The 23,505-nt window shown below is 69.6% G+C and carries 17 protein-coding genes and 1 pseudogene; 3 read left to right on the forward strand and 15 right to left on the reverse strand.

Features of this window, described 5'->3' with window-relative positions; genetic code table 11:
* Positions 1 to 24 precede the first annotated feature (24 nt).
* Together G6553_RS14250 and G6553_RS14255 are read right to left on the reverse strand one after the other, a co-directional pair.
* Positions 25 to 1,521 (reverse strand): aldehyde dehydrogenase family protein, encoded by a 1,497-nt coding sequence (locus tag G6553_RS14250; RefSeq protein ID WP_166194195.1) that lies wholly within the window; start codon positions 1,519 to 1,521, stop codon positions 25 to 27.
* Between the two features lie 294 nt (positions 1,522 to 1,815).
* Positions 1,816 to 2,034: pseudogene (locus G6553_RS14255) on the reverse strand (IS21 family transposase); the annotation flags it as partial.
* A 449-nt stretch (positions 2,035 to 2,483) separates the two neighbouring features.
* Here G6553_RS14255 and G6553_RS14260 point away from each other — a divergent pair.
* Positions 2,484 to 3,779 (forward strand): ammonium transporter, encoded by a 1,296-nt coding sequence (locus G6553_RS14260; protein ID WP_242680463.1) that lies wholly within the window; start codon positions 2,484 to 2,486, stop codon positions 3,777 to 3,779.
* A gap of 87 nt (positions 3,780 to 3,866) precedes the next feature.
* Here G6553_RS14260 and G6553_RS14265 read toward each other — a convergent pair whose 3' ends face one another.
* The 13 genes from G6553_RS14265 to G6553_RS14325 all read right to left on the reverse strand — a co-directional run bounded on the left by G6553_RS14265 (position 3,867) and on the right by G6553_RS14325 (position 19,254).
* Entirely contained in the window at positions 3,867 to 4,514 is a 648-nt protein-coding gene (locus tag G6553_RS14265) for an XRE family transcriptional regulator (protein WP_347565718.1), read from the reverse strand.
* A 49-nt stretch (positions 4,515 to 4,563) separates the two neighbouring features.
* Positions 4,564 to 5,133, reverse strand: coding sequence for a HutD family protein (locus G6553_RS14270; protein WP_166194201.1), 570 nt, complete (start codon positions 5,131 to 5,133; stop codon positions 4,564 to 4,566).
* Positions 5,130 to 6,338, reverse strand: coding sequence for an allantoate amidohydrolase (locus G6553_RS14275; protein ID WP_166194204.1), 1,209 nt, complete (start codon positions 6,336 to 6,338; stop codon positions 5,130 to 5,132). Before G6553_RS14275 ends, G6553_RS14270 begins: the two co-directional genes overlap by 4 nt.
* Positions 6,338 to 7,519, reverse strand: a complete 1,182-nt coding sequence (locus G6553_RS14280; protein ID WP_166194207.1) for an FAD-binding oxidoreductase — start codon at positions 7,517 to 7,519, stop codon at positions 6,338 to 6,340. Before G6553_RS14280 ends, G6553_RS14275 begins: the two co-directional genes overlap by 1 nt.
* Position 7,520: 1 nt before the next feature.
* Complete coding sequence (locus tag G6553_RS14285) at positions 7,521 to 8,870, reverse strand: FMN-binding glutamate synthase family protein (RefSeq protein WP_166194210.1); 1,350 nt, start codon at positions 8,868 to 8,870, stop codon at positions 7,521 to 7,523.
* Between the two features lie 21 nt (positions 8,871 to 8,891).
* Entirely contained in the window at positions 8,892 to 9,587 is a 696-nt protein-coding gene (locus tag G6553_RS14290; protein WP_166194214.1) for a protein glxC, read from the reverse strand.
* Positions 9,584 to 10,495: a glutamine amidotransferase gene (locus tag G6553_RS14295; protein WP_166194217.1), complete on the reverse strand. Its 912-nt coding sequence runs from the start codon at positions 10,493 to 10,495 to the stop codon at positions 9,584 to 9,586. Before G6553_RS14295 ends, G6553_RS14290 begins: the two co-directional genes overlap by 4 nt.
* Positions 10,496 to 10,530: 35 nt before the next feature.
* Positions 10,531 to 11,853, reverse strand: coding sequence for a type III glutamate--ammonia ligase (gene glnT, locus G6553_RS14300; protein ID WP_166194219.1), 1,323 nt, complete (start codon positions 11,851 to 11,853; stop codon positions 10,531 to 10,533).
* A gap of 830 nt (positions 11,854 to 12,683) precedes the next feature.
* Positions 12,684 to 14,153 carry an aldehyde dehydrogenase family protein gene (locus G6553_RS14305; RefSeq protein ID WP_166194222.1) on the reverse strand — a complete coding sequence of 490 codons (1,470 nt, stop codon included), beginning with the start codon at positions 14,151 to 14,153 and terminating at the stop codon, positions 12,684 to 12,686.
* The gene (locus tag G6553_RS14310) at positions 14,150 to 15,181 is read right to left on the reverse strand and encodes an ABC transporter permease (RefSeq protein WP_166194225.1); all 1,032 of its coding nucleotides are present in this window, start codon (positions 15,179 to 15,181) and stop codon (positions 14,150 to 14,152) included. The genes G6553_RS14305 and G6553_RS14310 overlap by 4 nt, the downstream gene beginning before the upstream one ends.
* Entirely contained in the window at positions 15,165 to 16,715 is a 1,551-nt protein-coding gene (locus G6553_RS14315) for a sugar ABC transporter ATP-binding protein (RefSeq protein WP_166194228.1), read from the reverse strand. The genes G6553_RS14310 and G6553_RS14315 overlap by 17 nt, the downstream gene beginning before the upstream one ends.
* A gap of 17 nt (positions 16,716 to 16,732) precedes the next feature.
* The gene (gene torT, locus G6553_RS14320) at positions 16,733 to 17,947 is read right to left on the reverse strand and encodes a TMAO reductase system periplasmic protein TorT (RefSeq protein ID WP_166194231.1); all 1,215 of its coding nucleotides are present in this window, start codon (positions 17,945 to 17,947) and stop codon (positions 16,733 to 16,735) included.
* 11 nt (positions 17,948 to 17,958) lie between these two features.
* A complete protein-coding gene (locus G6553_RS14325) occupies positions 17,959 to 19,254 on the reverse strand; it encodes an NAD(P)/FAD-dependent oxidoreductase (RefSeq protein WP_166194234.1) in 1,296 nt (431 codons plus the stop codon).
* Between the two features lie 103 nt (positions 19,255 to 19,357).
* Here G6553_RS14325 and G6553_RS14330 point away from each other — a divergent pair, with 103 nt between their 5' ends.
* Complete coding sequence (locus G6553_RS14330; protein WP_347565719.1) at positions 19,358 to 20,998, forward strand: amidohydrolase family protein; 1,641 nt, start codon at positions 19,358 to 19,360, stop codon at positions 20,996 to 20,998.
* A complete protein-coding gene (locus G6553_RS14335) occupies positions 20,995 to 22,110 on the forward strand; it encodes an Lrp/AsnC family transcriptional regulator (protein WP_207619790.1) in 1,116 nt (371 codons plus the stop codon). Before G6553_RS14330 ends, G6553_RS14335 begins: the two co-directional genes overlap by 4 nt.
* Positions 22,111 to 23,505: the final 1,395 nt, after the last annotated feature.

Here is a 23,505-nt window from a genome sequence, read left to right on the forward strand (position 1 = left end):
CGCGAGCCGGCTGTGCGACGGTGGTCACGACAAGGCCATCCACACCGTCTTGGTCTGCAGGTACTTGTCCAATCCCTCCGGACCGCAGTCGCGGCCAAGGCCCGAGGCCCGGAACCCGCCCCAGGGTGCAGCCGCGTTGAAGTCGCCATAGGTATTGACCCACACCGTGCCAGCCTTGAGACGTGCAGCGACAGAATGCGCCTTGGCCCCGTCACGGGTCCACACGCCGGCGGTCAGACCGAAGTTGCCGGCATTCGCTCGCGAAACCAGCTCCTCCACGTCGTCGAAGGGCTGGACGACGACCACGGGACCGAAGATCTCCTCGGCCACCACCGCGTCGTCGTCGGCCGGCTCCAGCACAGCTGTGGGCTCGAGGAAGTAGCCGGCGGCGAGGTCGCCACCTGGGCGTTTGCCACCGAAGGCGATTTGTGCCTTTGAGTCCTGTGCGTTCTGCAGGTATCGCTCGACCTTCTCTCGCTGAAGCTCGGAGGACAACGGACCCATAGTGGCGGTCTCGCTAAGCCCCCCGCCCATCACGAGGCCGCGTGCGTGCTCTTCCAGCGTGGCCATGACCTGGTCGAGCGCGCTTCGCTCGACCATGAGTCGCGAGCCGGCGAAGCAAACTTGGCCCGTGTAGAAGAACGCCGTTGTGGCCGCATAGGCTGCTGCTTTGTCTACATCGGCATCGGCGAAGACCACATGGGGGTTCTTCCCCCCCAACTCGAGCGAGACGTGCTTGAGTGCGCGACCTGCCTCCGCAGCGAGGTGCCGGCCGACCGCCTCCGAACCGGTAAAAGAGATCTTGTGGATCAACGGGTGGGTAATGAGCGCCTGCCCAGTTACCGGGCCTGTCCCCGTCACCACGTTGAGAACACCCGGCGGGAAGCCGGCTTCCATTGCCAGTTCAGCCAGCCGCAGAGACGACATCGAAGTGAGTTCTGAGGGCTTGAGCACCACCGTGTTGCCCGCAGCCAAGGCCGGCGCAAGCTTGATGGCCGCCTGACACAGAGGGAAGTTCCACGGAGTGATCGCCGCAACGACGCCGAGCGGCTCGCGGCGGGTGTACACGTGAGAGTCAGGCGAAGCGACCGGGATGGTCGCGCCCTGGAGCTTCGTGGGCCAACCCGCGTAATACCTGAACTGCTCTACCGCGAGGGCAACGTCGATGGCCTCCACCGAAGCGACAGGCTTGCCCGACTCCAGCGCGTCGAACTGAGCCAGCTCAGTGGCGTTCGCCTCGAGGAGGTCGGCGAGGCGGTGCAGCAGGCGCTCACGCTCGGCCGGGAGCATCGATCCCCACACCGAGTCGAACGCCGACTGGGCGGAACGCGCCGCGTGATCGACCACGCCCGCGCCGGCTTCGTTCACCTGAGTGAGCGGTTGACCAGTCGCGGGATCGAGCGAGTCGAACCAAGTGTTGTCGTCGTGGGCAACCCGCTCTCCGTGTACGAACGAGCTCTGAGCCCGCGCTACGAACGCCTGCACGACGGGCAGAGCCAGGTCGATCTGGTCGGAAGTCATGGATGTTGCTCCTCACATCGGTACGAGTCGCGGAACAGTAAACCGCTCACCAGAACGGAGTCAATGCCGGATTCAGCGATTCTGCGCCCCCGAACGCCCGATTACGCCGATCGACTATCCGGCGCGGTGTCGACGGGGCAATATGTCGTGAGTCGAGGCGGCGTACCGATCAGGCTCCCTCCAGGCGACCGCTGTCGCCCGGCGGTTTGTACGGACGAGTCGATCCTGGCTCCGCTACCTGGCGCGTCCAGGAGCCCGCTTCACCGCACCTGTGATGTCCGGGGAGGTTGGTGAGCGAGTGGTCCGCTCCGAGCCGGTGTAGTCCAGCGCGACGAGCTTCTCGTGTGCGATGTCGGCGCGGACCTTGCCCTGGGACCGCTCGACCCACTCCTCGACCTTCGGCAGGTACTCATCGATCATCCGCGGCCGCGCCGCGGCGCGGTCCAGCGCGCCGTCGGCGGCACGGCGCTCGACGTAGTGCTTCACCGTGTGATGGGAGCAACCGGCCAGCTCCCCGGGTCATCACGAGACGTCTGGCGATCCTCCGGAATTCTGCGAGGTCGAGCCGCGTCGCGTGGCGCAGCGTGATCCAGATGTCGTTCTCGAAGGGCCGGAAGGTGCGCCAGACCGACGCGAAGTAGTCGCGACCCTCATCGGGGTAGTTGAACATTGGCTCGAGGCTGTAGGGGTCGATGCTCCGCGCCTGCCCGTCGGGCGTCATTACCACGACGTCCGCGCCGGCCTCGGCGAGCCGCTCGTAGGCGGTGAGCGCTGCCTCCGCCCAATAGCTCGCTGCGGTGACGACCGCGCCGATTCCAGGAACCTGAGGTACCGCCGTGGGGCGGCATTAGAGACCCGTCTCGCAGCGCACCGGCGCCGGGAGGGCCGAGACGGCCTTTGCCTCAGGTGCGCTTCCAGCCGGCCCGAAGGTTTACGTGCCAGCAACAAGGTTGTCGCGAAGCATGTGGATGAACGTCGTCCACTCAAGGGAGACATCGGCACTCCTCGAAGGACACGACGTGGACACAGGAACAACCGCATTTATTCTCTGCTGCATCATCGGCTTGACACTTATGATTCCTGGCCTGGCGCTCTTCTACGGCGGGATGGTGAGCGTCAAGAGCAGCCTGAACATGATGCTGATGACGTTCGGCGCCGTGGGCGTCGTCGGCGTTCTCTGGGTGTTGTTCGGCTACTCGATGGTCTTCGGCGATTCGGTCGGAGGCGCTGGCATCGTTGGGGACCCGACGGAATGGGCGGGGCTGACCGACGCGGTAGCCGAGGCGGACGCCACGATGCCAACGGCGCTGTTCGCTGTGTTCCAGGCTCTTTTCGCCGCGATCACCGTCGCTCTGATCTCCGGCGCGGTCGCCGACCGGATGAAGTTCGGTGCCTGGATGGGTTTCGCGGGCGCCTGGGCCGTGCTGGTGTACTTCCCCGTCGCGCACTGGGTGTTCGCGTTCGACGGCGACGACATCGTCGGCGGTTGGATCGTCAACAAGCTCGAAGCCGTCGACTTCGCGGGCGGCACTGCGGTCCACATCAATGCTGGCGCGGCCGCGCTCGCTCTGGCGATCGTTCTCGGCAAGCGCGCGACCTTCGGACAGGCCGCGCGCCCCCACAACATTCCGCTGACCCTGCTCGGCGCTGGACTGCTCTGGGCCGGCTGGTACGCCTTCAACGGCGGCTCGGCACTGGCCGCGTCCAAGGGTGCAGCGCTCGTCATGCTCACCACGTTCGTCGCCACCGCCGCAGCGATGCTGGCGTGGATGCTGGTGGAGAAGCAGCGCGACGGTCACGTGACCGGCGTCGGTGCCGCGTCCGGGGCCATCGCCGGCCTGGTCGCCATCACGCCCTCCTGCGGCGCGGTGACCCCGATGGGCGCCCTCGCGGTCGGCGCGGTCGCCGGAGCCGTGTGCCCCCTCGCGCTCGGGTTGAAGGAACGCTTCGGCTACGACGACACCCTCGACGTGGTCGGTGTCCACCTAGTCGGTGGTCTCATCGGCACGGTGATGGTCGGGCTGCTCGCCAGCGAGTCGATGCCGAGCGGCCGTGACGGGCTGCTGTACGGCGGCGGCCTCGGATTGCTCGGCGTCCAGGTGGTGGCGGCGGTGGCCGTCCTCCTCTACTCCGCCGTCGTGAGCGGGCTGATCGCGCTCGCGATCAAGTCGCTCATGGGTCTCCGGGTCTCGCCCGAGGAGGAGGAGGGCGGGCTCGATTCCGCCTTCCACCGCGACCGGGCCTACGACTTGGTCTGAGCCACGATCACGACGACGACCACGACGACGGCCGGGTGGGGCTTGCCCCACCCGGCCGTCGTCTGCGTCGCAGCGGCCGGCGCGCGGTCAGACTGTGGCGTCGGGGAACGCGATGACCGACAGGAACCGGATGGGCAGCTCGACGAGGGCCACCGGCCCGTGGGCGCCCTCGCCGTCCATCTGCAGGGAGTCGCCGACCTCGAGCCGGTGGACCGACCGGCCGTGGCCGTAGTCCATCGCGCCTTCGAGCATATAGATGAACTCGGTGCCGGGGTGCTGGAATAGCGGGTAGGTCTCGCTGGTCTCCGAGAGCGTCACCATGAGGCACTCCAGGCGTTTGTGCTCACCGCGCAGCGAGCCGAGGAGCTGGTACTCGTGTCCCTCCTTGGTTCCCTCCCGCACGATCCGCGCCCCCGTTCCGCCACGCACGAACGCCGACGGGCGCTCGATGTCCGCGCCGCGGAACAGACTCGTGACCGGCACCTCGAAGGCGGTAGCCAAGCGAGAGAGCGTGGTGAGGCTGCAGGAGGTCTGGGCGTTCTCGATCTTCGACAGCATCGCCTTGGAGATCCCGATCCGTGCGGCGGTCTCGGCGACGGAGAGGCCGTGCTGCTGGCGCAGGCGACGCGCGTTGTGGCCGATCGCCGTCTCCAGCTCGAGGTCGGCCAACGGCGCCGCCGGGTCCCGATCCCGCGCCGTGCCGGACTGGTTGCGCAGAAGCGGGGCGTCGCTCACCACGCCACCGTACCGACCTGAGCGAGCCCGCCGGACCGGTCACCGCCCCTCACGGGTTCACTCCGACGACCACGCACGACGCCGGCGCGGCCACCGCCGCCAACGCTCCGGGGCGCGCGTCCGTCGCGAGGCAACCGGCACCCAGCCGTGTGCCGCCGAGCGTCACCTGGCCGCGCACGACCACCACAGCGACCGTGTCGGGCGACAGGGGCAGTTCGGCTCCAGGGGCGACGGCGACGCGCTCGAGCCGGCCGGCCCCGCCGGTCGTGACCATCAGGTTGAGCACCTCGACGGCCGCCGCAGGACCATCGGTGTCGTCGACCGGTCGCGCGGTCACGTGCCACTCGCCGCTGTAGTCGACGACGCCGCGGGCGACCGTCCGCTCGTGCCCCGGTCCGAGCCGCAACCGGAGCGGTGGCCCGGCCAGGACCGTCGACCACCGCCACATCCCCGGGAAGATCGAGAACGAGCAGGGGCCCGTGATGTCGGCGAGGCTCAGCCGCCAGGAGACCGCCTTCGTGCTGCTCGCGGCCGTGCCGGCTCCGAGCTCGCGAGTCCAACCCGCACCGTTGCGCCACGCGGTGCGGGGCACGTCGGCGACGTCGCGGACGGCCGTCATGGCGCGGGTACGGCCTCGGCGCCGGACGCGAGGTGACGCAGCGTCGCGACCAGGGCCGCCACTCCGGCCTCGCAGTCCTCGGGCTCGGCGTGCTCGGCGGGTGAGTGGGAGACGCCCGTCGGGTTGCGGACGAACAGCATCGCGGTGCGGAAGCCCCGGGTCGCGAGCACGCCGGCGTCGTGGCCCGCGCCGGTGCCGACGATCGGCACGCCGCCGAGCAGGCCCGCGAGCTCCTGGCTCAGGTCGGCGTCGAAGCGGGTGTCGGGGGTGAACGACTCCTCGACGGCGGACACGCCGACGGACTGCTCGAGCAACGGCACCAGCCGACGTACGTCGTCCTCGTCCGGCCCGCGTGCATCGAGCCAACCACTGACCGACGACGGGATCGCGTTGACCCCGTTGGGTCGCACCTCGACCTTGCCGACCGTCGCGACGCAGCCGAGGCGTGCAGCGATCGAGCGCGCGGACGTCACCAACTCGGCCAGGGCCAGCATGGGGTCGCGGCGGTCCTCGAGCCGCGTGGTCCCAGCGTGGTTGGCCTCGCCCAGCAGGTCAAAGCGCCAACGCCCGTGCGGCCAGATCGACGAACCGACGGCGACCGGCGTGTCGGCGTCGAGGTCGCCCAGCAGCCGGCCCTGTTCGACATGGAGCTCCACGAAGGTGCCGACACGCGCCAGCGCCTCGTCGTCGCGTCCGACCTGGTGCGGGTCTCGGCCGGCCGAGACGAGCGCCTCGGCCATGGTGACCCCGTCGCCGTCCCTCAGGCCCAGCGCTCGGTCGGCGGACATCGCTCCGGACAGCACCCGCGACCCGGAGCACGCCACGCCGAAGCGCGCACCCTCCTCGTCGACGAAGTTGGTCACCGCCAGTGGTCGGGAGGGGACGAACCCGGAGTCGCGCAGCGCGGCGACCGCCGCGAGGGACGAAGCCACGCCGAGCGGGCCGTCGTAGGCCCCACCGTCCGGCACCGAGTCGAGGTGCGAGCCGGTGACGATCCCCGGCGCGGAGTCCGGGTCGCCCCACCACGCCCACTGGTTGCCGACCCGGTCCTCGACGACCTCGAGCCCGAGCCCGGCCGCGGTGCCGGCGAACCACTCGCGCAGCAAGGCGTCCTCGCGGGTCCACGCGAAGCGGCGGTAGCCTCCGGAGGCCCCGACGCGTCCGATCCCGGCGATCTGCTCGAGCAGGTCGGTGACGCCGGTCATCAACGCATCTCGCCGGCGCCCACGTAGGGGTGCGGGCTGGTGAGTAGGCGGCCCTCGGCGAACCGCTCCAGCCGGAAGTCCGACGCCGGGATGTCCGGGTCGGTGCTGTCGCCCTCGAGCAACAGGTCGGCGACCAGGTCCCCCACGGCCGGGCTCATCTTGAAGCCGTGCCCGGCGAAGCCGGCGGCCAGCGTGAGGCCCTGGACGGCGGCGAGCGGCTGGATGACGGGGTTCCAGTCCGGCGGTACGTCGTACACGCCCGCGTAGGTGTGGGTCACCGACGGGTCCGGGAAGCCCGGGAAGCGGTGCATCACCTTGCCCGCGTACTTCTCGACGGTCGTGTCGCTCGCGACGTTCGAGTAGTGGTCCGGGTCGACGAACTTGTTCTCCGCAGCGTCGTGGTCGCTGTTGCCGACGAGGAACTGACCGGCACCCTCGACCCGGCAGTACTGCAGGCTGACCAGGTCGGAGACGACCGGCAGGTCCGGCAGTGGCTGCCCTGCGTCCACGATGAGCAGCTCGGAGCGGTAGGCGTCGCAGGGGAAGTCGAGCCCGAGGTCCCCGAGGAGCTGCTTGGACCACCACCCGGAGGCGACGATGACGTCGTCGGCCTCGATCACCTCTCCGGACGTCAGCTCGACACCGGTCGCCTTGTCGCCGGAGGTGAGGATCCGCGCCACCGGCGTGTTCTGGCGGATGCGGGCGCCGTGGTCGCGAGCGACGCGCCCGAAGTGCAGCGCGAGCTGGGTCGCGTCGGCGAAGCCGCCCCGCGGCTCGAACGATGCCGCTGAGACGTCGCTGGTCTCCATCAACGGCCACATCCTCGCGAGTCGGTCGACGTCGATCATCTCAGCCTCGATGCCGATCCCCTGCTGCATCGCGATGTTCGCCTCGAGGGCCTCGGCGTTGTCGTCGCCGACGATCACGCTGTAGCCGACCTGCCGGAAGCCGATCTCGGCGCCCAGAGCCTCCATGGTCGGGACGCTGTTCCAGGAGAGCTTCGCGATCGACGGCACGCCGTAGTGCGCGCGGACGATCCCGCTGGACTTGCCGGTCCCGCCGCTGGCGAGGAGCCCCCGCTCGAGCACGAGCACGTCGTTGCTCCCGCGCTGGGCCAGTGCGCGCGCGATCGACAGTCCGATCAGCCCTCCGCCGACGACGACGACCTTGCGGGCCGCCACCTCAGAAACCCCCGCTCTGGCCAGGGACCCAGCTGGTGCCGGCGAGCGGAACACGGGCCATCGCTGCGGCCTCGATGGAGACCGCCACCATGTCCTCAGGCTCGAGGTGGGTGACGTGCGCCTTGCCGCACGCCCGGGCGATGGTCTGTGCCTCCATCGTGAGGACCCGCAGGTAGTTGGCCAGGCGACGGCCTCCCTCGACAGGGTCGAGCCGCTGCTGCAGCTCGGGGTCCTGCGTCGTGATGCCCGCCGGGTCCTGCCCGGCCTGGAAGGCGTCGTAGAAGCCGGCCGCCGAGCCGAGCCGCTGGTAGTCGTCCTCGAACCTCGGGTGGTTGTCGCCGAGGGCGATGAGTGCAGCCGTGCCGATGGCCACGGCGTCGGCGCCGAGGGCGAGGCACTTGGCGACGTCGGCGCCGCTGCGGATGCCGCCCGAGACGATCAGCTGCACACCGTCCGGCTTCCGGTGCACCCCGAGCTCCTGCAACGCCTGCACCGCCTGCGGGATCGCGGCGAGGGTCGGAATGCCGACGTTCTCGATGAACACCTCCTGCGTGGCCGCGGTGCCACCCTGCATGCCGTCGACGACGACCACGTCCGCGCCGGCGTGCACCGCCAGCTTGACGTCGTAGTAGGTGCGCGAGGCGCCCACCTTGACGTAGATCGGCTTCTCCCAGTCGGTGATCTCGCGCAGCTCGTTGATCTTGATGGTCAGGTCGTCCGGTCCGGTCCAGTCGGGGTGCCGGGAGGCCGAGCGCTGGTCGATGCCGACGGGGAGGTCGCGCATCCCGGCGACGCGTTCGGAGACCTTCTGGCCGAGCAGCATGCCGCCACCGCCCGGCTTGGCCCCCTGCCCCAGCACGACCTCGATCGCGTCGGCTCGGCGCAGGTCGTCGGGGTTCATCCCGTAGCGGTTCGGCAGGTACTGGTAGACGAGGTGCTTGGAGGTGTCACGCTCCTCGGGGGTCATCCCCCCGTCGCCGGTGGTGGTGGAGGTGCCGACCTCGGAGGCCCCGCGGCCCAGCGCCTCCTTGGCCCGGCCGCTCAGCGCACCGAAGGACATGCCGGCGATCGTGACCGGGACGTCGAGCCGGAGCGGGTGACGAGCGTTCCGTGCGCCGAGGACCACGTCGGTGCCGCACTTCTCGCGGTAACCCTCCAACGGGTAGCGCGAGACCGAGGCGCCCAGGAACAGCAGGTCGTCGAAGTGCGGCAGCGCGCGCTTGGCGCCCCACCCGCGGATGTCGTAGATGCCGGTCTCCGCCGCCCGCTGGATCGCGGCGATGGTGGTCCGGTCGAAGGTCGCGGACTCCCGCAGCCCCAGTCGGGCGCGGTCGTTGGAGGTGGCCGTCATGTCGTTGCCCTCAGCTGGTCGTCAGTAGGAGTTGTCGGCGTGGAAGTGGTAGAGCGTGCGGGCGGACCCGTAGCGCCGGTACGACGACGGGTCGTCGTCGTAGCCGGCGGCCTTCAGGAGCCCGGCCAGCTCCTCGAGGTGCTCCTCGGTCATCGGCTTCTCGACGCAGTCAGCGCCGAGCGACGCCGCGGTGCCCCGCAGGTAGATCCGGGCCTCGTAGACGGAGTCGCCCAGGGCCTCGCCGGCGTCGCCGCGCACGACCAGCCGGCCCCGCTGGGCCATGAAGGCGCTCATGTGCCCCACCGAGCCGCCGACCACGATGTCGATCCCCTTCATCGAGATCCCGCACCGGGCGCCGGCGTCGCCGTCGATGACGAGCAGGCCGCCGCGACCGGTGGCACCGGCGGACTGCGAGGCGTTGCCGGTGACCCGGACCGAGCCACTCATCATGTTCTCGGCGACGCCGGTCCCGGCGTTGCCGTGGACGGTCACCTCGGCCTGCTTGTTCATGCCGGCGGCGTAGTAGCCGACGTGTCCGTTGATCGCGACGGCGACGGGCGCGTCGAGCCCCACCGCGACGTTGTGGGCGCCCGCCGGGGCGTCGATGGCGAAGGAACCGGAGAGGCCGTCAGCGTGCAGGAGCTGGTTGACCTCGCGCAACGGGGTCACGGCCAGGTCGAACCGGACGTCGGCGGGAGTCGTGCCGGAGATGCTCATGCGGGGACGACCTCTCTGTTCCAGGCGTAGACGACCTCGGGCTCGGGCTCCCAGATGCGGGCGTGCTCGACGCCGGGCAGGTGCGCGAGCGCGCGGTACTCCGACGCCATCGCCACCCAGTCCTCGGTCTCGGCGATGATCGCCGGCTTGCAGGCGATCGCGTCGCGGACCACCGCGAACGAGTCGCGGGTGGACACCAGGAGCGTGTAGAAGCCGTCGAAGGTCCGGGTGAGGTCGGTCAGGGCGGTGGCGACGTCCTTGCCGGCTGCGAGCGCGTGAGCGACGAAGCGCGCGCCGACCTCGGTGTCGTTCTCGGAGTCGAAGGCGACGCCGGCCGCGCGCAGCTCGCGCCGGATCGTGGCGTGGTTGCTGAACGAGCCGTTGTGGACCAGGCACTCGCCCGGACCCACGGCGTAGGGGTGCGCCCCCGCGGCGGTGACGGCGGACTCGGTGGCCATCCGGGTGTGCCCGACGCCCTGCCAGCCCTGGACCCCCGCCAGGCCCCAGGACGCAGCCAGCTCCTTCGGGGTGCCGACGCCCTTCAGCACGGCCAGGTCCTCGCCGAAGCCGCCGATCAGCACGCCCGGGTAGAGCGCCTTGACCGCGGCGAGGAGCGCCTCGGAGGTGACGTCGGCCCGGACCAGCAGCACGTCGCCGACCTGCAGCACGTCGACCGGAGCACCGACGGCTCCGCGGAGGGTGGTGCTGACCTCCTCGACAGCGAGGCCGGCGTCGACAAGCGAGATGGTGCACACGCCGGACGGAGCCCAGTCCTGGTCGCCGTAGATCGCGATGCCCGCGGAGTCCGCGCCACGGTCCTGCATCTCGCACAGCATCCCGGCGAGCAGCTCGCCGAGCCGGGGGTGGAGCTCTGGGTTGCGCAGGTGCAACCCGACGATTCCGCACATGGGTGTCGGTCCTTTCCGGATGGAGCTTATGGGCCTCAGAAGGCCGTGAGGTAGCGGTCGGTCTCCCACTCGGAGACCGACGCGTGGTAGTCGAAGAACTCGGTGCGCTTGAGGGAGGCGAAGTAGTCCGAGACGCCGGGTCCGACAGCGTCCATGACGCCCCGCACGACCGGGTCGGCCTCGAACGCCTCGACCGCGTGCAGCAGCGTGGCGGGGAACGGCGTGCCCGGCCCGCTGCCCAGCTCGCCGAGCACCGCGCCGCCGGCCACGCCGTCGAGGCCCGCGCCGAGAGCAGCCGCGATCGCGAGGTACGGGTTGGCCGAGCCGTCGCCGCCGCGCAGCTCGACGCGCTGGTCGTCCGGGACGCGCACGTAGTGCGTGCGGTCGTTCCCCCCGTACGTCGGGAGCTTCGGTGCCCAGGTCGCACCACTGGCGCTCGAGGCGACCGCCCCGGTGCGCTTGTAGGAGTTGACCGTCGGCGCGATGACCGCCTGCAGTGCGGTCGCGTGCTCGAGGATGCCGGCGACGAAGGAGCGCGCGACCTTGGAGAGCCCCAGGCCGTCGGCCGTGTCCTCGCTGCCGGGGAAGACCGGGACGTCGGTGACTGCGTCGCGCAGCGAGAGGTGCAGGTGCAGGCCCGAACCCGTGCGGTTGCCGAACGGCTTGGGCATGAAGGTCGCGATCATGCCGCGCTCGTGGGCCATCACGTTGAGCAGGTAGCGCAACGTGATCACCCGGTCGGCGGTGGTCAGCGCGTCGGCGTAGTGGAAGTTCTGCTCGAACTGACCGTTGCCGTCCTCGTGGTCATTTGCGTAGTTGCCCCAGCCCAACGAGTTCATCGCGGTGCTGATCGCGCTGAGGTGGTCGTACATGCGCGTCACCCCGCGCGCGTCGTAGCACGGCTGGGACGCGGTGTCGTCGGCGTCCGCGGGCACCAGGGCTCCTGCGGCGTCACGGCGCAGCAGGAAGTACTCGACCTCCGCGCCGGCGTACGGTGTGTAGCCGGCGGACGCCGCCTGCGCCACCAGTCGCTTGAGGATCACTCGCGGCGCGAACGGCCACGGCTCGCCCTCGACGTGCGGGTCGCAGTGCACCACCGCCAGGCCCGGCTTCACGAAAGGGATCGAAGTGAAGGACGCGGGGTCCGGCACGGCCATGATGTCGGGGTCCTTCGGCTCCTGGCCGATCGCGCCCACGGCGTAGCCGGCGAAGCCGACCCCCTCGGTCGACAGCTGCTCCACCGCCTCGACCGGCACCAGCTTGGCGCACGGCTTGCCGTTGAGGTCGACGAAGAGAGCAAGGATGAACGTCGTTCCTGACGCCTCGCACAGTCCGGCGAGGTTCTGCTGAGCATCCATGACGTCGCAGTCCTTTCGTTCACTGCCATGATTCTGCGTTCATCAACAGTAGACGGATGCTCATTTCGACCGCGTTACATGAATCGCCGTGCATGTGACGTTTCGTCGACGTTGGACTGGACGCCCCGGGGCACGCCGGCACCGCACTGCGCCGGCGCCGATTGCCCCTCGCGCCCTCGAGGCGCGGCGGCCGGTGTGGACCTCCCCACCCCCGGTGCGATTTACCGACGTCAGGTGGCCCGGGCGGCGTCAGCGGCGTCGTCCTTGCACAGCGGCAGCGCGTGCAGCTCACTAGTCAACGGACAGATATTGCGTCTCCAGGTACTCCTCGAAGTCGGCCCTACTCGCGGCCGATGCCACCCTGCTTGACCCCGCGGAAGGGCGCCGGAGCATGCCGCGGCTGATCCCGACCATGCCCGCCCTGAGACCGCCGCTGAGCCTTGACGCCTCGCGAACTCGCCATAGACGTACGCGGCAAGCCCGTACTCGGTGTCGTTGACCGTGTCGGGAAGGGAGTGGGGGCGCGCCAAAGGACGACCGGCGCGACCGGATCGAAAATCTCCTCCTCGCCGAGCCGGTCAAGCTGGCTCAGAGCGGAGGCAATCGTCCTGCAACGCTCTTGCCAGCGTCCTGCGTTGTGCGGGGCTCGTGAACCGTGTCTTGTGAGCAGCCCGGCGGTTACTTAGGAAAGACGATGTCCTCTTCGGTGACTCACAAACGGTCACCGCGGCTTCGCGCGCTAGCTTGAACGTGAGGTCGTGCTTGCTCGGCGGACATCACTCCCGCCGTCACAGGGCTCCCGCCCGGCGGGGCGCCCAACATGGGCGGGGTCAGCTCCAGTCGACGCTGAAGTACTGCACCTCCCGGAACTCGCGCAGGCCCGCGCGAGCCCCCTCTCGGCCGATGCCGCTCTGCTTCATGCCTCCGAACGGCGCGGAGGGGTCGGACACGACGCCGCGGTTGATGCCGACCATCCCCGCCTCGAGCCGCTCGGCGAACTTCAGTGCGCGCTTGAGATCGCGGGAGTAGACGTAGGACGCGAGGCCGAACTCGGTGTCGTTCACCTCGTCGAGCACCGCCGACTCGTCCTGCCAGGTCACGATCGCCGCGACCGGCCCGAAGATCTCCTCCTGGACCAGCGGCGAGGCGGCCGTGACGTCGCGCAGCACCGTGGCGGGCACGAAGTGACCCGCGAGGTGGTCGGGGACGGCGCTCTGGTGGGTGACCCGGGCCCCGGCGGCGACCGCGCGGGCGATCAGGGACCGCACGCCGTCCACCGCTTTGCGGGCGATGAGCGGCCCGACGTCGGTGGTCGGCTCGAGCCCGTGGCCGATACGTAGAGCCGCCACCTCCGCCCCGAACTTCACTGTGAACTCCTCGACCACGTCGGCGTGCACGTAGAGCCGGTTGGCCGCGGTGCAGGCCTGGCCGCCGTTGCGGAACTTCGCGGTCATCGCGCCTGCGACCGCCGCGTCGACGTCGGCGTCGTCGAAGACCACGAACGGCGCATTGCCGCCGAGCTCCATCGACGTGTTGACGACCCGCTGGGCGGCGTGGCCCAACAGGGTGCGACCGACGTGGGTGGAGCCGGTGAACGAGATCGCGCGGACCTCCCGGCTGTCGAGCCATGTGGCGACCACGTCCGGCGCGTTCGACGTCGGCAGGACGTTGACGACGCCGGCCGGGACGCCGGCCTCGTGAAGCAGCTCTGCCAGCGCCAGCGCCGTGAGCGGGGTCTCCTCGGCGGGCTTGAGCACCACCGTGCAGCCGGCAGCGAGCGCCGGCGCGACCTTCCGCAGGACCATCGCCGCCGGGAAGTTCCAGGGCGTGACCAGCGCCGCCACGCCCACGGGGCGGCTGGTGACGATCGTGCGCGTCCCTCCGGCCGGGGACGCGCCGTACTCGCCTTCGGTGCGCACGCACTCCTCGGCGAACCAGCGCAAGAACTCCGCGGAGTAGGAGACCTCGCCGGCAGCGTCGGCCAGCGTCTTGCCGTTCTCCCGGACGATGAGCTCGGCGAACCGGTCGGCCTGGGCGAGCAACCGACCGAAGGCCTCCATCAGGATGCCGGACCGCGCCCTCGGGGAGGTCGCGGCCCAACCCTGCAGAGCCGAGGCGGCCGCCGCGACCGCGGCCCGCGCCTCGGCGACGTCACCGTCGGCGACGCCGGCGACGACCTCGCCGGAGCCGGGGTCGGTCACCACCAGCTCCCGCCCGTCGGAGGCGTCGCGGCCGGCGCCGTCGATCCAGATGCGCGTGGTCCCCGGCCGGAACCGGGGACCGTTCTCAGCGTGGGTCACCGGGCGTTCCTCGCCTGCCAACGATCGAGCACGACAGCCAAGATGAGCAGGAGGCCGATCACGATCTCCTGGGTGTAGCTGGAGACCCGGATCAGGTTCATGCCGTTGGAGAGCACCACGAGGAACAGCGCGCCGATCGCCACGAACCCCAGCCGCCCCTCGCCCCCGAAGAAGGACGTCCCGCCGAGCACTGCGGCCGCGATCGACATGATGAGGTACTCCGAGCCCAGGTTCGGCTCGCCGGAAGCGACGCGTGCGGTGAGCAGGAGGCCCGCCACCGCGGCCAGCCCGCCGGCCAGGACGAACGCGACGGTCTTGGTCTGGGCGACCGGTACGCCCAGCAGCCGCGAGGCGCTCTGGCTCCCGCCGACCGAGTAGATGTAGCGGCCGAGCTTGGTCCAGTAGAGGACGACGTACAAGACGGCGACGCAGACGAGCGCGATGACGAAGGACACCGGGACCGGGCCCACCGATGAGTAGCCCAGGTTCGTCGTGAAGCCCTCGGGCAGCCCGCTGATCGGGCTGCCGTCCGACAGCAGAAGCGCCGAGCCGAACCCGAGCGACGCGGTCGCGATCGTCACGATGAACGACGGCACATTGAACACCGAGGTCACCAATCCGTTGACCAGGCCCATCAGCAGACCGGTCGCGAGACCGGCGAGCACGCCGGCGAGGATGGCGGTCGAGCCGTCCCCGACCTTGGTCATCACCGTCGCCGACACCACACTGGTGAGCGCGATGTTCGACGCCAGCGACATGTCGATCTCGGCGGTGAGCAGCACGAGCATCTGCGCGACCGCCAGGAGCAGCAGGAAGGACAGCTGCCGGGCGATGTTGATGCCGTTGTCTCCGGAGACGAAGCGCGGCTCCATGAACGCGAAGAGCACGACCGCCCCCAGGAGGAGCACCGGGAGCAGGCCCATCTTCAGCGACGACGTCCTGGCTCGCGACGTCGAGGGCGTCTCGACGGGCCCGGCAACAGCGCCAGTCGTCACCTGCTCGGTGACCGGTTCAGACTGAGCGGTCAACGTTCCCACCTCCCACGGCCACTTGCGGCCGGCTAGTTCCGAAGAATGCATTCACGACGTTCGTCTCGGTCCGGTCGTCGCCACGCAGGTCCGCGACGATGCGGCCCTCGCGGACCACGTAGATGCGGTGCGCCACCCCGAGCAGCTCCTCGGTGTCAGAGGAGATGAGCAGGACCGCCTTGCCCGCCGCGACCAGCCGCTTCATGTGCTCGTAGACGTCGACCTTGGCGCCGATGTCGATCCCGACGGTCGGCTCGTCGAAGACGTGCACACCGAAGTCCGCGGCGAACGAGCGGCCGAGGAGCGCCTTCTGCTGGTTGCCGCCAGAGAACCAGCGGATGCCGAGTTCCTGGTTGGCAGGCTTGATCCGCAGTGCCTGCACCGCGTGGTCGTTGTAGTCCGCGATTGCTCGCTTGCTGAGGAACCCGTTGCTTGTCACCGCGCCCGTCACGACGGGACCGAGCGAGAGCGCCTCCGCGAGGGTCGCCGTCGGCACGAGGCCCTCGGTCTTGCGGTCCGGCGGGTAGTACATGAGTCCCTGGGCCATCGCGCGGCGCGGGCTGAGCTTGCGCATTCGGGCACCGTCGACCTCGACGTACCCGCTCTCCAGCCTCTCCAGGCCGAAGCATGCGCGTCCCAACTCCGACTTGCCTCCACCGACGAGCCCCGCCACCCCGACGATCTCCCCGGCGCGGACCTCGACGCTCGCGTCGTGCAGCCCGGAGCTGGTGGCGCCGCCGACCCTGAGCCGGACCTCGCCGTGACGCGCGTCGATCTGCGGGAACAGCTTGTCCAGGCTTCGCCCGGCCATGAGCTCGACCAGGCGCTGGTCGGTCACGGTGGCCAACTCCAGCGTGTCGACCTTCTCGCCGTCGCGGAGGACCGTCACCCGGTCGGCCAGCGCGCGGATCTCTGCGAGCCGATGGGAGATGTAGACGATCCCGATTCCCTGCGCGCGTAGCTCCACCAAGATTCGGAACAGCTCCTCGGTCTCACCGTGGCTCAGCGAGGCGGTCGGCTCGTCGAGGATCAGCACCGGCGAGCGGTGGTGAAGCACCCGGGCAATCTCGATGAGCTGCATCTCCGCCCGGGACAGCCCCGCTACCTTGCGCCGCGGGTCGACCTGCAGGCCCAGCCGCTCGAGCGCCTCGCGGGCCTCTTTCAGCATGGTGGACTTGTCCAGGAGCCGGCCCACCCGCAGGCGCTCCTGCCCGAGGTGGATGTTGTCCGCCACGCTGAGCTGCGGGATCAGGCTCAGCTCCTGGTGCACGGTGCCGATGCCCGCGGCGAGGGCGCCGGTCGCGGTGAGGCTGCGCAACTCGCGACCGTTGAGCCGAACCGCTCCGGCATCGGCGGGCACGGAGCCCGAGATGATCTTGATGAGCGTCGATTTGCCCGCTCCATTCTCGCCGAGCAGCGCGTGGATCTCACCTCGCCTCAGGTCGAAGGACACGCCGTTCAGGGCACGGGCGCCCCCGTAGCTCTTCGAGAGCAGCTCCGCCTCGAGCAGACTGGACGCGTCTATGGTGGCCATGGGTCGTCCTACCTGGCTCAGTCGGCCTTGACGGTGAAGACGGGCTTCCAGCCCTCGGGAGCGAACGTCGTCTCCGCCACGAACTGGCTCACCGGCTGCGCATTCTCGGTCGCCTCGCCGCACACGAGGTACGGCGCGGGGTAGGCGCGCCGCATCCCCTCGTCGAGCGGGATGCCCTGCAGCAGGCGGACGGTCATGTCGACGGCCACCCGGGCCTGCACGGCCGGCTGGTCGGTCGCCGCGCAGGCGACCTTGCCCCTCTCGATGTTGGCCAGCGTCTCGGGCGTCATGTAGCTGCCGATGATCGTTGCCTTGTCCGCGAAGCCGGCCGCAGCCGCGGCGTCGGCACCGACGGCGTTGCCAGCGATGACCGTGACCCCATCATTTGCCTGAAGCGTGTCCTCGATCAGCCGCAGCTGGGTGTCCTTGTCGGTGTCGCCGTACTTGGTCTCGACGACGTCCACCCCACTGCCCTGGACCGCCTCGGCGAAGCCGTCGTTGGCGTCCTCGGCCCAGCCGGCTCCCGGAGGACCAGGGAACCACGCGACGTTCGCGCTGCCGCCCTGGTTCGCGAGGTAGTCGCCGACGGTCGTGCCGATGCGGCGCCAGCTCAGCACCGAGCGGGCGTCAACGTCGGGGTTGACGATGCCGTTGAGCGCGTCGATAACGACGGTGCCCTGCGCGACGAGCTGATCGACCTTCGCCTTGAGGCCGTCGGCGCTGATGGCGCCGATGATAACGGCGTCGGCGCCGCCGGCGACGCAATCGTCGATCTGGCTCACCTGGGTGGACAGCTCGGTGTACCCGCCGGCCTCGTAGAAGTCGAGGTTGACGCCGAGGCGCCGGGCCTCCTCCACCATGCCGTAGTTGACCGCCACCCAGTAGGCGTCGCTCAGGTGCGGCACGACGGCACAGATCCGCCAGTCCTCGGTCGCCAGGTCACTCGGGATGGCGTTGTAGACGCCCTCGGTTGCCTCGCCCTCGCAGGCCGCGTCATCCGTGGCGTCGCAGTCGACGAAAAGTGACGGCGCCCACCAAGGGTCTGCCTTGAGCCCTTCGCGGATCTCGTCGGGGGACGCGTCGAAGGTGCCCTGGTCGGCGCCCTCGATCGGCGTGCTTGCGTCGAACTCCTCGCTGGCGCCGCGACCGTTGCCGCCGTCGACGCTGCACCCAGCGAGCACGACGGCCGACAGGGTCAGCGCGAGGATCCCGCTCAGCTTCTTTCGGTTCATGAGTCTCTCCTTCACGAGTTCCGAGGACCGACGAGATCGGCGCCGGAGTGGGCTGCGACGTTGACCCGGTGCTGCCAGCTCTCGGAGCGGCCGGCGAGCCAGACGAGCGCGGATCGGACGTCCGCCAGCGGACGCGGCCAGCGGGTGCCGACCCGTCCGTAGAGTCGCGAGTACTTCTGCGTGGCGTCCGAGACGCCGCGCTGGCGACGCTCCCAAGCGCGCAGGCCTGTGGGGACGTCGTCGTGCTGGTTCAAGACGGTGGCCAGCGAGAAACCGTTGACCATCGCGACGCAGGCGGCTTGGCCGAGGTTGGGCGCCATCGCCGTCGCGGCGTCACCGACGATCGCACCGCGACCGCTGACCCAGCTGTGGGTCCGCACGTCGTGAAACGCCGCCCAGCGAGACTGGTCCGGGATCCGGTCGAGGTAGTGCCGGATGTCCGGGAACGACGCGACCCAGGACGCAGAGTTGAACGGCTGCCGCCGACCCTCGAGGTCCTTGGCCGGGCAGCAGGTGTAGATGTAGACCTCGTCGGGGGTGACCGGGACGATCCCGACACGACGTCCGCCGTTCCAGTACTCGAGCGCTTCTCCGGAGACGTCCCCGGGGCGGCGCGGAACCAAGTGGCGCATGCAGCCGTCCTCGAGGTCGCGGACATTGAGGTCGAGACCTAGCGAGCGCCGGACCGCGGAGTAGACGCCGTCGGCCCCGACGATCAAGTCCGCGGCGTACGACTCACCGGTCTCGAGCAGCAGCTCCCCGTCCGGTGTGGCACCCGAGACCTGCGAACCGGTCACGATCTCAACGCCGGAGCGGCGAGCGGCCTGGGCCAGCGCCTGGTGCAGTTCGGTGCGCTTCACGGTGATCAGTCGGGTCGAGCCGTCCTTCATCCAGTCGTTCTGGATGGGGCGGCCGCGCTCGTCGAAGAGCCGCCAACTGTCGATTGCGTCGCCCAGGGCGGTCGCCTCCTCGAAGGCACCCAGTTCCTCAAGCACCCGGAGAGCGTTCTCCCACAGGAAGATGCCGGCGCCGATCTCGCGCAACTGGCTCCCGCGTTCGTGCAGACGCACCGACCAACCGTGCTGAGCCAGGGCCGTCGCGACGGTCAGACCGGCCAGACCGCCTCCGGCTACCTCGGCGTGGCGGGTTGCAGACACAAGTCCTCCTAGGGGGCGCGTGATGATTGGCTGTCCGGAATCACTGACCCCAGACTGTCTGCGGAGACTATTCAGGCGCCAATGGAGCCTGTCAAGGACTTTTTCGTCTTCATTCTGGTTGTTACGGCGGTGTTTCGTCGTTGCGTACATCGCCGAGTCGCATTACCGTGCGGACTCCGCGCACCCCCGACGTCGAGGAGTTCCACCGATGACCCATGGCGACGAGGCAGACCTCGTCCTCCTGTCCAACACCGTGCTCTGGCTGCGCGAGGACGACCCGGTCGCGCCGGGATTCGTCGCCGTGCGGGACGGCGTTATCTGCGGCACGGGCCCACGGCAGGACGCCGAGGACTTCGTCGGGCCGGGCACCGAGGTGCGCGACCTAGGGGACCGCCCGCTCGCCCCCGGCTTCGTGGACGTGCATGCCCACATGGAGGTCGCCGCGCGCATGCGTTACCAGACGGTCGACTGCCGCGCACCCCAGTGCGGCAGCATCCCGGAGGTGCTCGGCCAACTGCGCGCGCACCTGGACGCGGCCGTCGACGGGTGGCTGGTCGGCCAGGCCAACCTCTTCTTCGACCAGAAGCTCGCTGAGAAGCGGCTGCCGACGAGGGGCGAGCTTGACAGCGTCAGCACCGAGGTGGCCATCGCGCTGCGCGCCGGCGGGCACATCACCGTCCTCAACAGCCGGGCCCTCGAGTTGGCCGGCATCGACGCCGGGTATGAGGAAGTCCAGCACAGCATCACCGGCCTGCCCACCGTGGTCCGGGACAACGCGGGCGAGCCGACCGGCGTGGTCAAGGAGATGGACAACATCCTGCCCCTTCCCCAGCTGCCCGCCGACGAACTGGCACCCGCCATTCAGCAGGGCGTGCGCGAGCAATTCAGCCGCTTCGGAGTCACCACGATCGGCGAGATCTCCGAGACCATGGACGGTCTCACCGCGATGGACCGGCTGCACCAAGACGGCATCCTCGGCGCCCGGGTCCGCCTCTATATGTGGGTCCCGGGCACGACCACGTTGGAGCAGGCCTGCGACATGGCGGTCGAGCCGCCCGTCGCCAGCTCGCCGGAGTTGCTCCGCGTGCATGGCGTGAAGATGTTTTCCGACGGAGGCTTCTCGGCCAGCAGCGCGGCCGTCAAGCAGCCCTACGTGCACGAGCACGGCTCCTGCGGTGAGGTCGCGCTGAGCCCGGAGCGGATTGCCGAGGCGCTCTCCGCGACCGCGGCCGCCGGTCTCCAGCTGGCGATCCACGCCAACGGCGACCGTGCCCAGGAGGCGGTCTGCGAGGCGATCGTGGCCGCGGGCGGCGTACCCGACGGCGCCCCAACCACCCGCGTAGAGCATGCGGGGAACTTCCTCCCCGACCCCGAGACGACCACCGGGGCCTGGGCCGCAGCCGGCATCGTGCCGGTGCCACAGCCGGTCTTCCTCTACACGTTCGGCGACTTCTTTCCGACCTACCTCGGAGAGTACGGCGAGCGCGGTCGGTTCCCGTTCCGCGACCTGCTGAACCAAGGGTGGCCACTCACCGGCAGCTCCGATGTGTGGATCGGCTCGGAGCAGCAGGCGACCAACCCGTTCTTCAGCATCTGGTGCACTCTCGCCCGCCGGTCGTTCTTCGGCCAGGTCATCGACGCCGATCAAGCCGTGACGTTGACCGAAGCCCTGCGGATGCACACCGTCAACGGCGCCCACGTCCTCGGCGAGTCACACATGTACGGATCGCTCGAGGTAGGCAAGCATGCCGACATGATCATCCTCGACCGGGACCCCTACGCCGTCGACATCGACGGCCTCCTCGAGATCGCGGTCGAAGAGGTATTCCTGGGCGGACGGACGGTCTTTCTGCGGGACCGGACGGGCGACCGGGCAGAGAGCCAGGCCGGGTGAGCCGCCGCAGGGAACCGGTTTTCGACGGCATGCGCGGTCCCCACGCCTTCACCTTTGCACCTGGCCTGCCCGCGCTGAGCGCGAGCGCCGAGGAGTCGGACCCGGGCCTCTCCGAACTCGATCGGCAGTTGATCCGGATCCTGCAGCAGGACGGCCGACGGTCGTTCGCCGCGATCGCCAGGGACCTCGACGTCCCCGAGAAGACCGCGCGCCGCCGCGTGCACGAGCTCGTCGAGGACGGCGTCATCCACATCACGACCGTGTCCTACCCAGGCCTTCTCGGCTTTGAGACCATCGCGATGATCGGCATCACGGTCGACCCCGGGGCCCGCGTCAAAGACGTCGTCAGCTCGTTCATCCACCTCGAGGCGGTCGACTACGCAGTCATCACGACCGGTCGCTACAACGCGCTGATCGAAGTGCTCTGCCGCGACCGCAACGAGCTGCTGGAGTTCGTCAACGACACGCTGCCCCAGCGACCCGGCGTAACGTCCGCCGAGGTGCTGCCCTACCTCGACCTGTACTACCAGGAGCCGGCCTGGGAGGCGGCGCAGTCGAAGCCCGGCAGCGCCTCGCGCGCCCACCCCTCGACGCTGGACGGGGTGGACTACGAGATCATGCGCGTCCTCCACGACAACGGCCGGCTGCCGTTCGCCACGGTCGGCGAGCAGGTCGGACTGTCGGAATCGCAGGTGCGCAAGCGGGTCGCGCGGCTCATCGAGGCCCAGTCGATGCGAATCACCGCGATTGTGAACCCCCGCAGCCTGAGTTTCGACACCGTGGTGTGGGTGGCGCTCAAGGTCCGGGGCGACAGCGGCGTCGCCGCCGTCGCGGACCGGCTGGCCCGGATCCCCTCGATCACCTACGTGGCGATCACCGCGGGCCGGTTCGACATCATGGCGGAGGCGGTGTGCCGGACCACCGAGGACGTCATGCGCCTCGTCGACGAGGAAGTCCGAGGCCTCGGCGGCGTCGCCGACACCGAGGTCATGCTGTGCTTGGACCTGTACTACGAAGCCGTGCAGTTTCCCCGCCAGGCGAAGACGCCACCTCGCGAGGCCGCGGCGGCGCCCGACGCGGATGACGTGGCGGGCGTGGCAGCCCGGGCCTGACCGGCACTTCACTGAACCCGTCGCAGGCAGTGCCCGGCCCTGACGCGCCCCAGTATTCGCTGGACACACGGCGTGCCTCGGTCTTCTTGATCGCCTCGCCAGCGCCTATATGGGGCTTGCAGTCATTGGATAACACCGACCTGATGAGCTGGTGCTCGGATACATGCCCCTCGAGTCCCGGTCGTGACGCTGCGACGGCCCGCGCACACGGATGGTCCCTTGCAACAACCATCCTCATCTGACGCGATCAGCGCAGTCCGGCCAGACTGCGGCGAGTCACAGGCGGGTGGCGAGTCCCCGGGTCGTCTGGACCGCGGTTCGTACCGATGGACGCTCATGCCGAGAACGCGTACATCCGCGCGCGGTACGCCGCCGCTCGGGCCTGGGAACGCTGGCCCTTGTCGATGTCCTCTGCGTTGGCATCCTCTCGCGTGGCAGAACGAATATTGGCCTGTCGGTACTGGCGTCGTCGCCTTCGGGCCCTGCCGAGTGAATCGTTGGGGACGTCCTCAGTCCGACCTGCGATCGGTACGCGCACTGAGGTCGCGTTCCCGCCGGAAAGTCCCGCCATTGGTACTCGCGTCGCGGCCGACGATGCGGAGCGGTGAATGCGATCGGCTTCGGGCTGAAACCACCCGCAGTAGATAGCGGCGCAGGAAGTGACGCGACGGCGGCCCGCCCCCTATTCCTTCGTAGTCGCCGACCAGCGCCTGGGAAGTTACGGCGCAACCGCCAGTGCAACCGCCGCCGGCCTCGCTGCCGTGACGCTAGCGAGGCGGACGTCATTCAGTCGCCCAAATCCGGCACCCACCCCCCGTCATCGGCACGAGACTCGCTGGCGAGCCGCCGCAGCCTCGTGGCGTCGCGCATCGTCACCGTTTGGCCGCACAACTCGCCGGCCTCGCTCAAGGACAGGCCTTCTCCCTCGGGCAGCTCCGGCTGCGCCTTCCCAGCGCGCTTCTCGGTCTCAGCTACTGCAGCGTCGCGCTCCCCGAGAGCACCCATGACACGCTCTCGGTCCGGCGATCATTCGACGCTCCCGCTCCGCGCGGCGCTGCCGCTTCCGGCCACCTCCCGTGCTGTACGCCGCGCCCTCTGCCTGATCATGAACTCGGACAGTCACCTACGAAACTCGGCCGACCCCGGACGATCACCGAACCGCAGAAGCGTACAAACACGCTTCCCTCGAGCCGATCGTCGAGCCGGTCCAAGACGGACGCCTCAGCCGTCACCTGCGCTCCTCAGCGTCCTCCCGAATTCGAGCGACGGACCAAGTGCCACACACCTCTTGCATCCAGGAGTATGAGTCGTCCGACGAAACTCGGACAGGTACCGCGCCACCGCCGGGAAAGCTCGACCTCTTGCTGCCCGTCCCCCCTGCTCGTGCGGGGCGGG

Source organism: Nocardioides sp. IC4_145 (assembly GCF_011250565.1).
Taxonomy (GTDB): Bacteria; Actinomycetota; Actinomycetes; order Propionibacteriales; family Nocardioidaceae; genus Nocardioides.

Bases quoted from the DNA above. Each gene is read 5' to 3' on its own strand.
- G6553_RS14250 (WP_166194195.1), bottom strand. From the start codon at position 1,521: ATGACTTCCGACCAGATCGACCTGGCTCTGCCCGTCGTGCAGGCGTTC.
- G6553_RS14260 (WP_242680463.1), top strand. From the start codon at position 2,484: ATGTGGATGAACGTCGTCCACTCAAGGGAGACATCGGCACTCCTCGAA.
- G6553_RS14270 (WP_166194201.1), bottom strand. From the start codon at position 5,133: ATGACGGCCGTCCGCGACGTCGCCGACGTGCCCCGCACCGCGTGGCGC.
- G6553_RS14275 (WP_166194204.1), bottom strand. From the start codon at position 6,338: ATGACCGGCGTCACCGACCTGCTCGAGCAGATCGCCGGGATCGGACGC.
- G6553_RS14285 (WP_166194210.1), bottom strand. From the start codon at position 8,870: ATGACGGCCACCTCCAACGACCGCGCCCGACTGGGGCTGCGGGAGTCC.
- G6553_RS14290 (WP_166194214.1), bottom strand. From the start codon at position 9,587: ATGAGCATCTCCGGCACGACTCCCGCCGACGTCCGGTTCGACCTGGCC.
- G6553_RS14295 (WP_166194217.1), bottom strand. From the start codon at position 10,495: ATGTGCGGAATCGTCGGGTTGCACCTGCGCAACCCAGAGCTCCACCCC.
- glnT (WP_166194219.1), bottom strand. From the start codon at position 11,853: ATGGATGCTCAGCAGAACCTCGCCGGACTGTGCGAGGCGTCAGGAACG.
- G6553_RS14315 (WP_166194228.1), bottom strand. From the start codon at position 16,715: ATGGCCACCATAGACGCGTCCAGTCTGCTCGAGGCGGAGCTGCTCTCG.
- torT (WP_166194231.1), bottom strand. From the start codon at position 17,947: ATGAACCGAAAGAAGCTGAGCGGGATCCTCGCGCTGACCCTGTCGGCC.
- G6553_RS14325 (WP_166194234.1), bottom strand. From the start codon at position 19,254: ATGTACGCAACGACGAAACACCGCCGTAACAACCAGAATGAAGACGAA.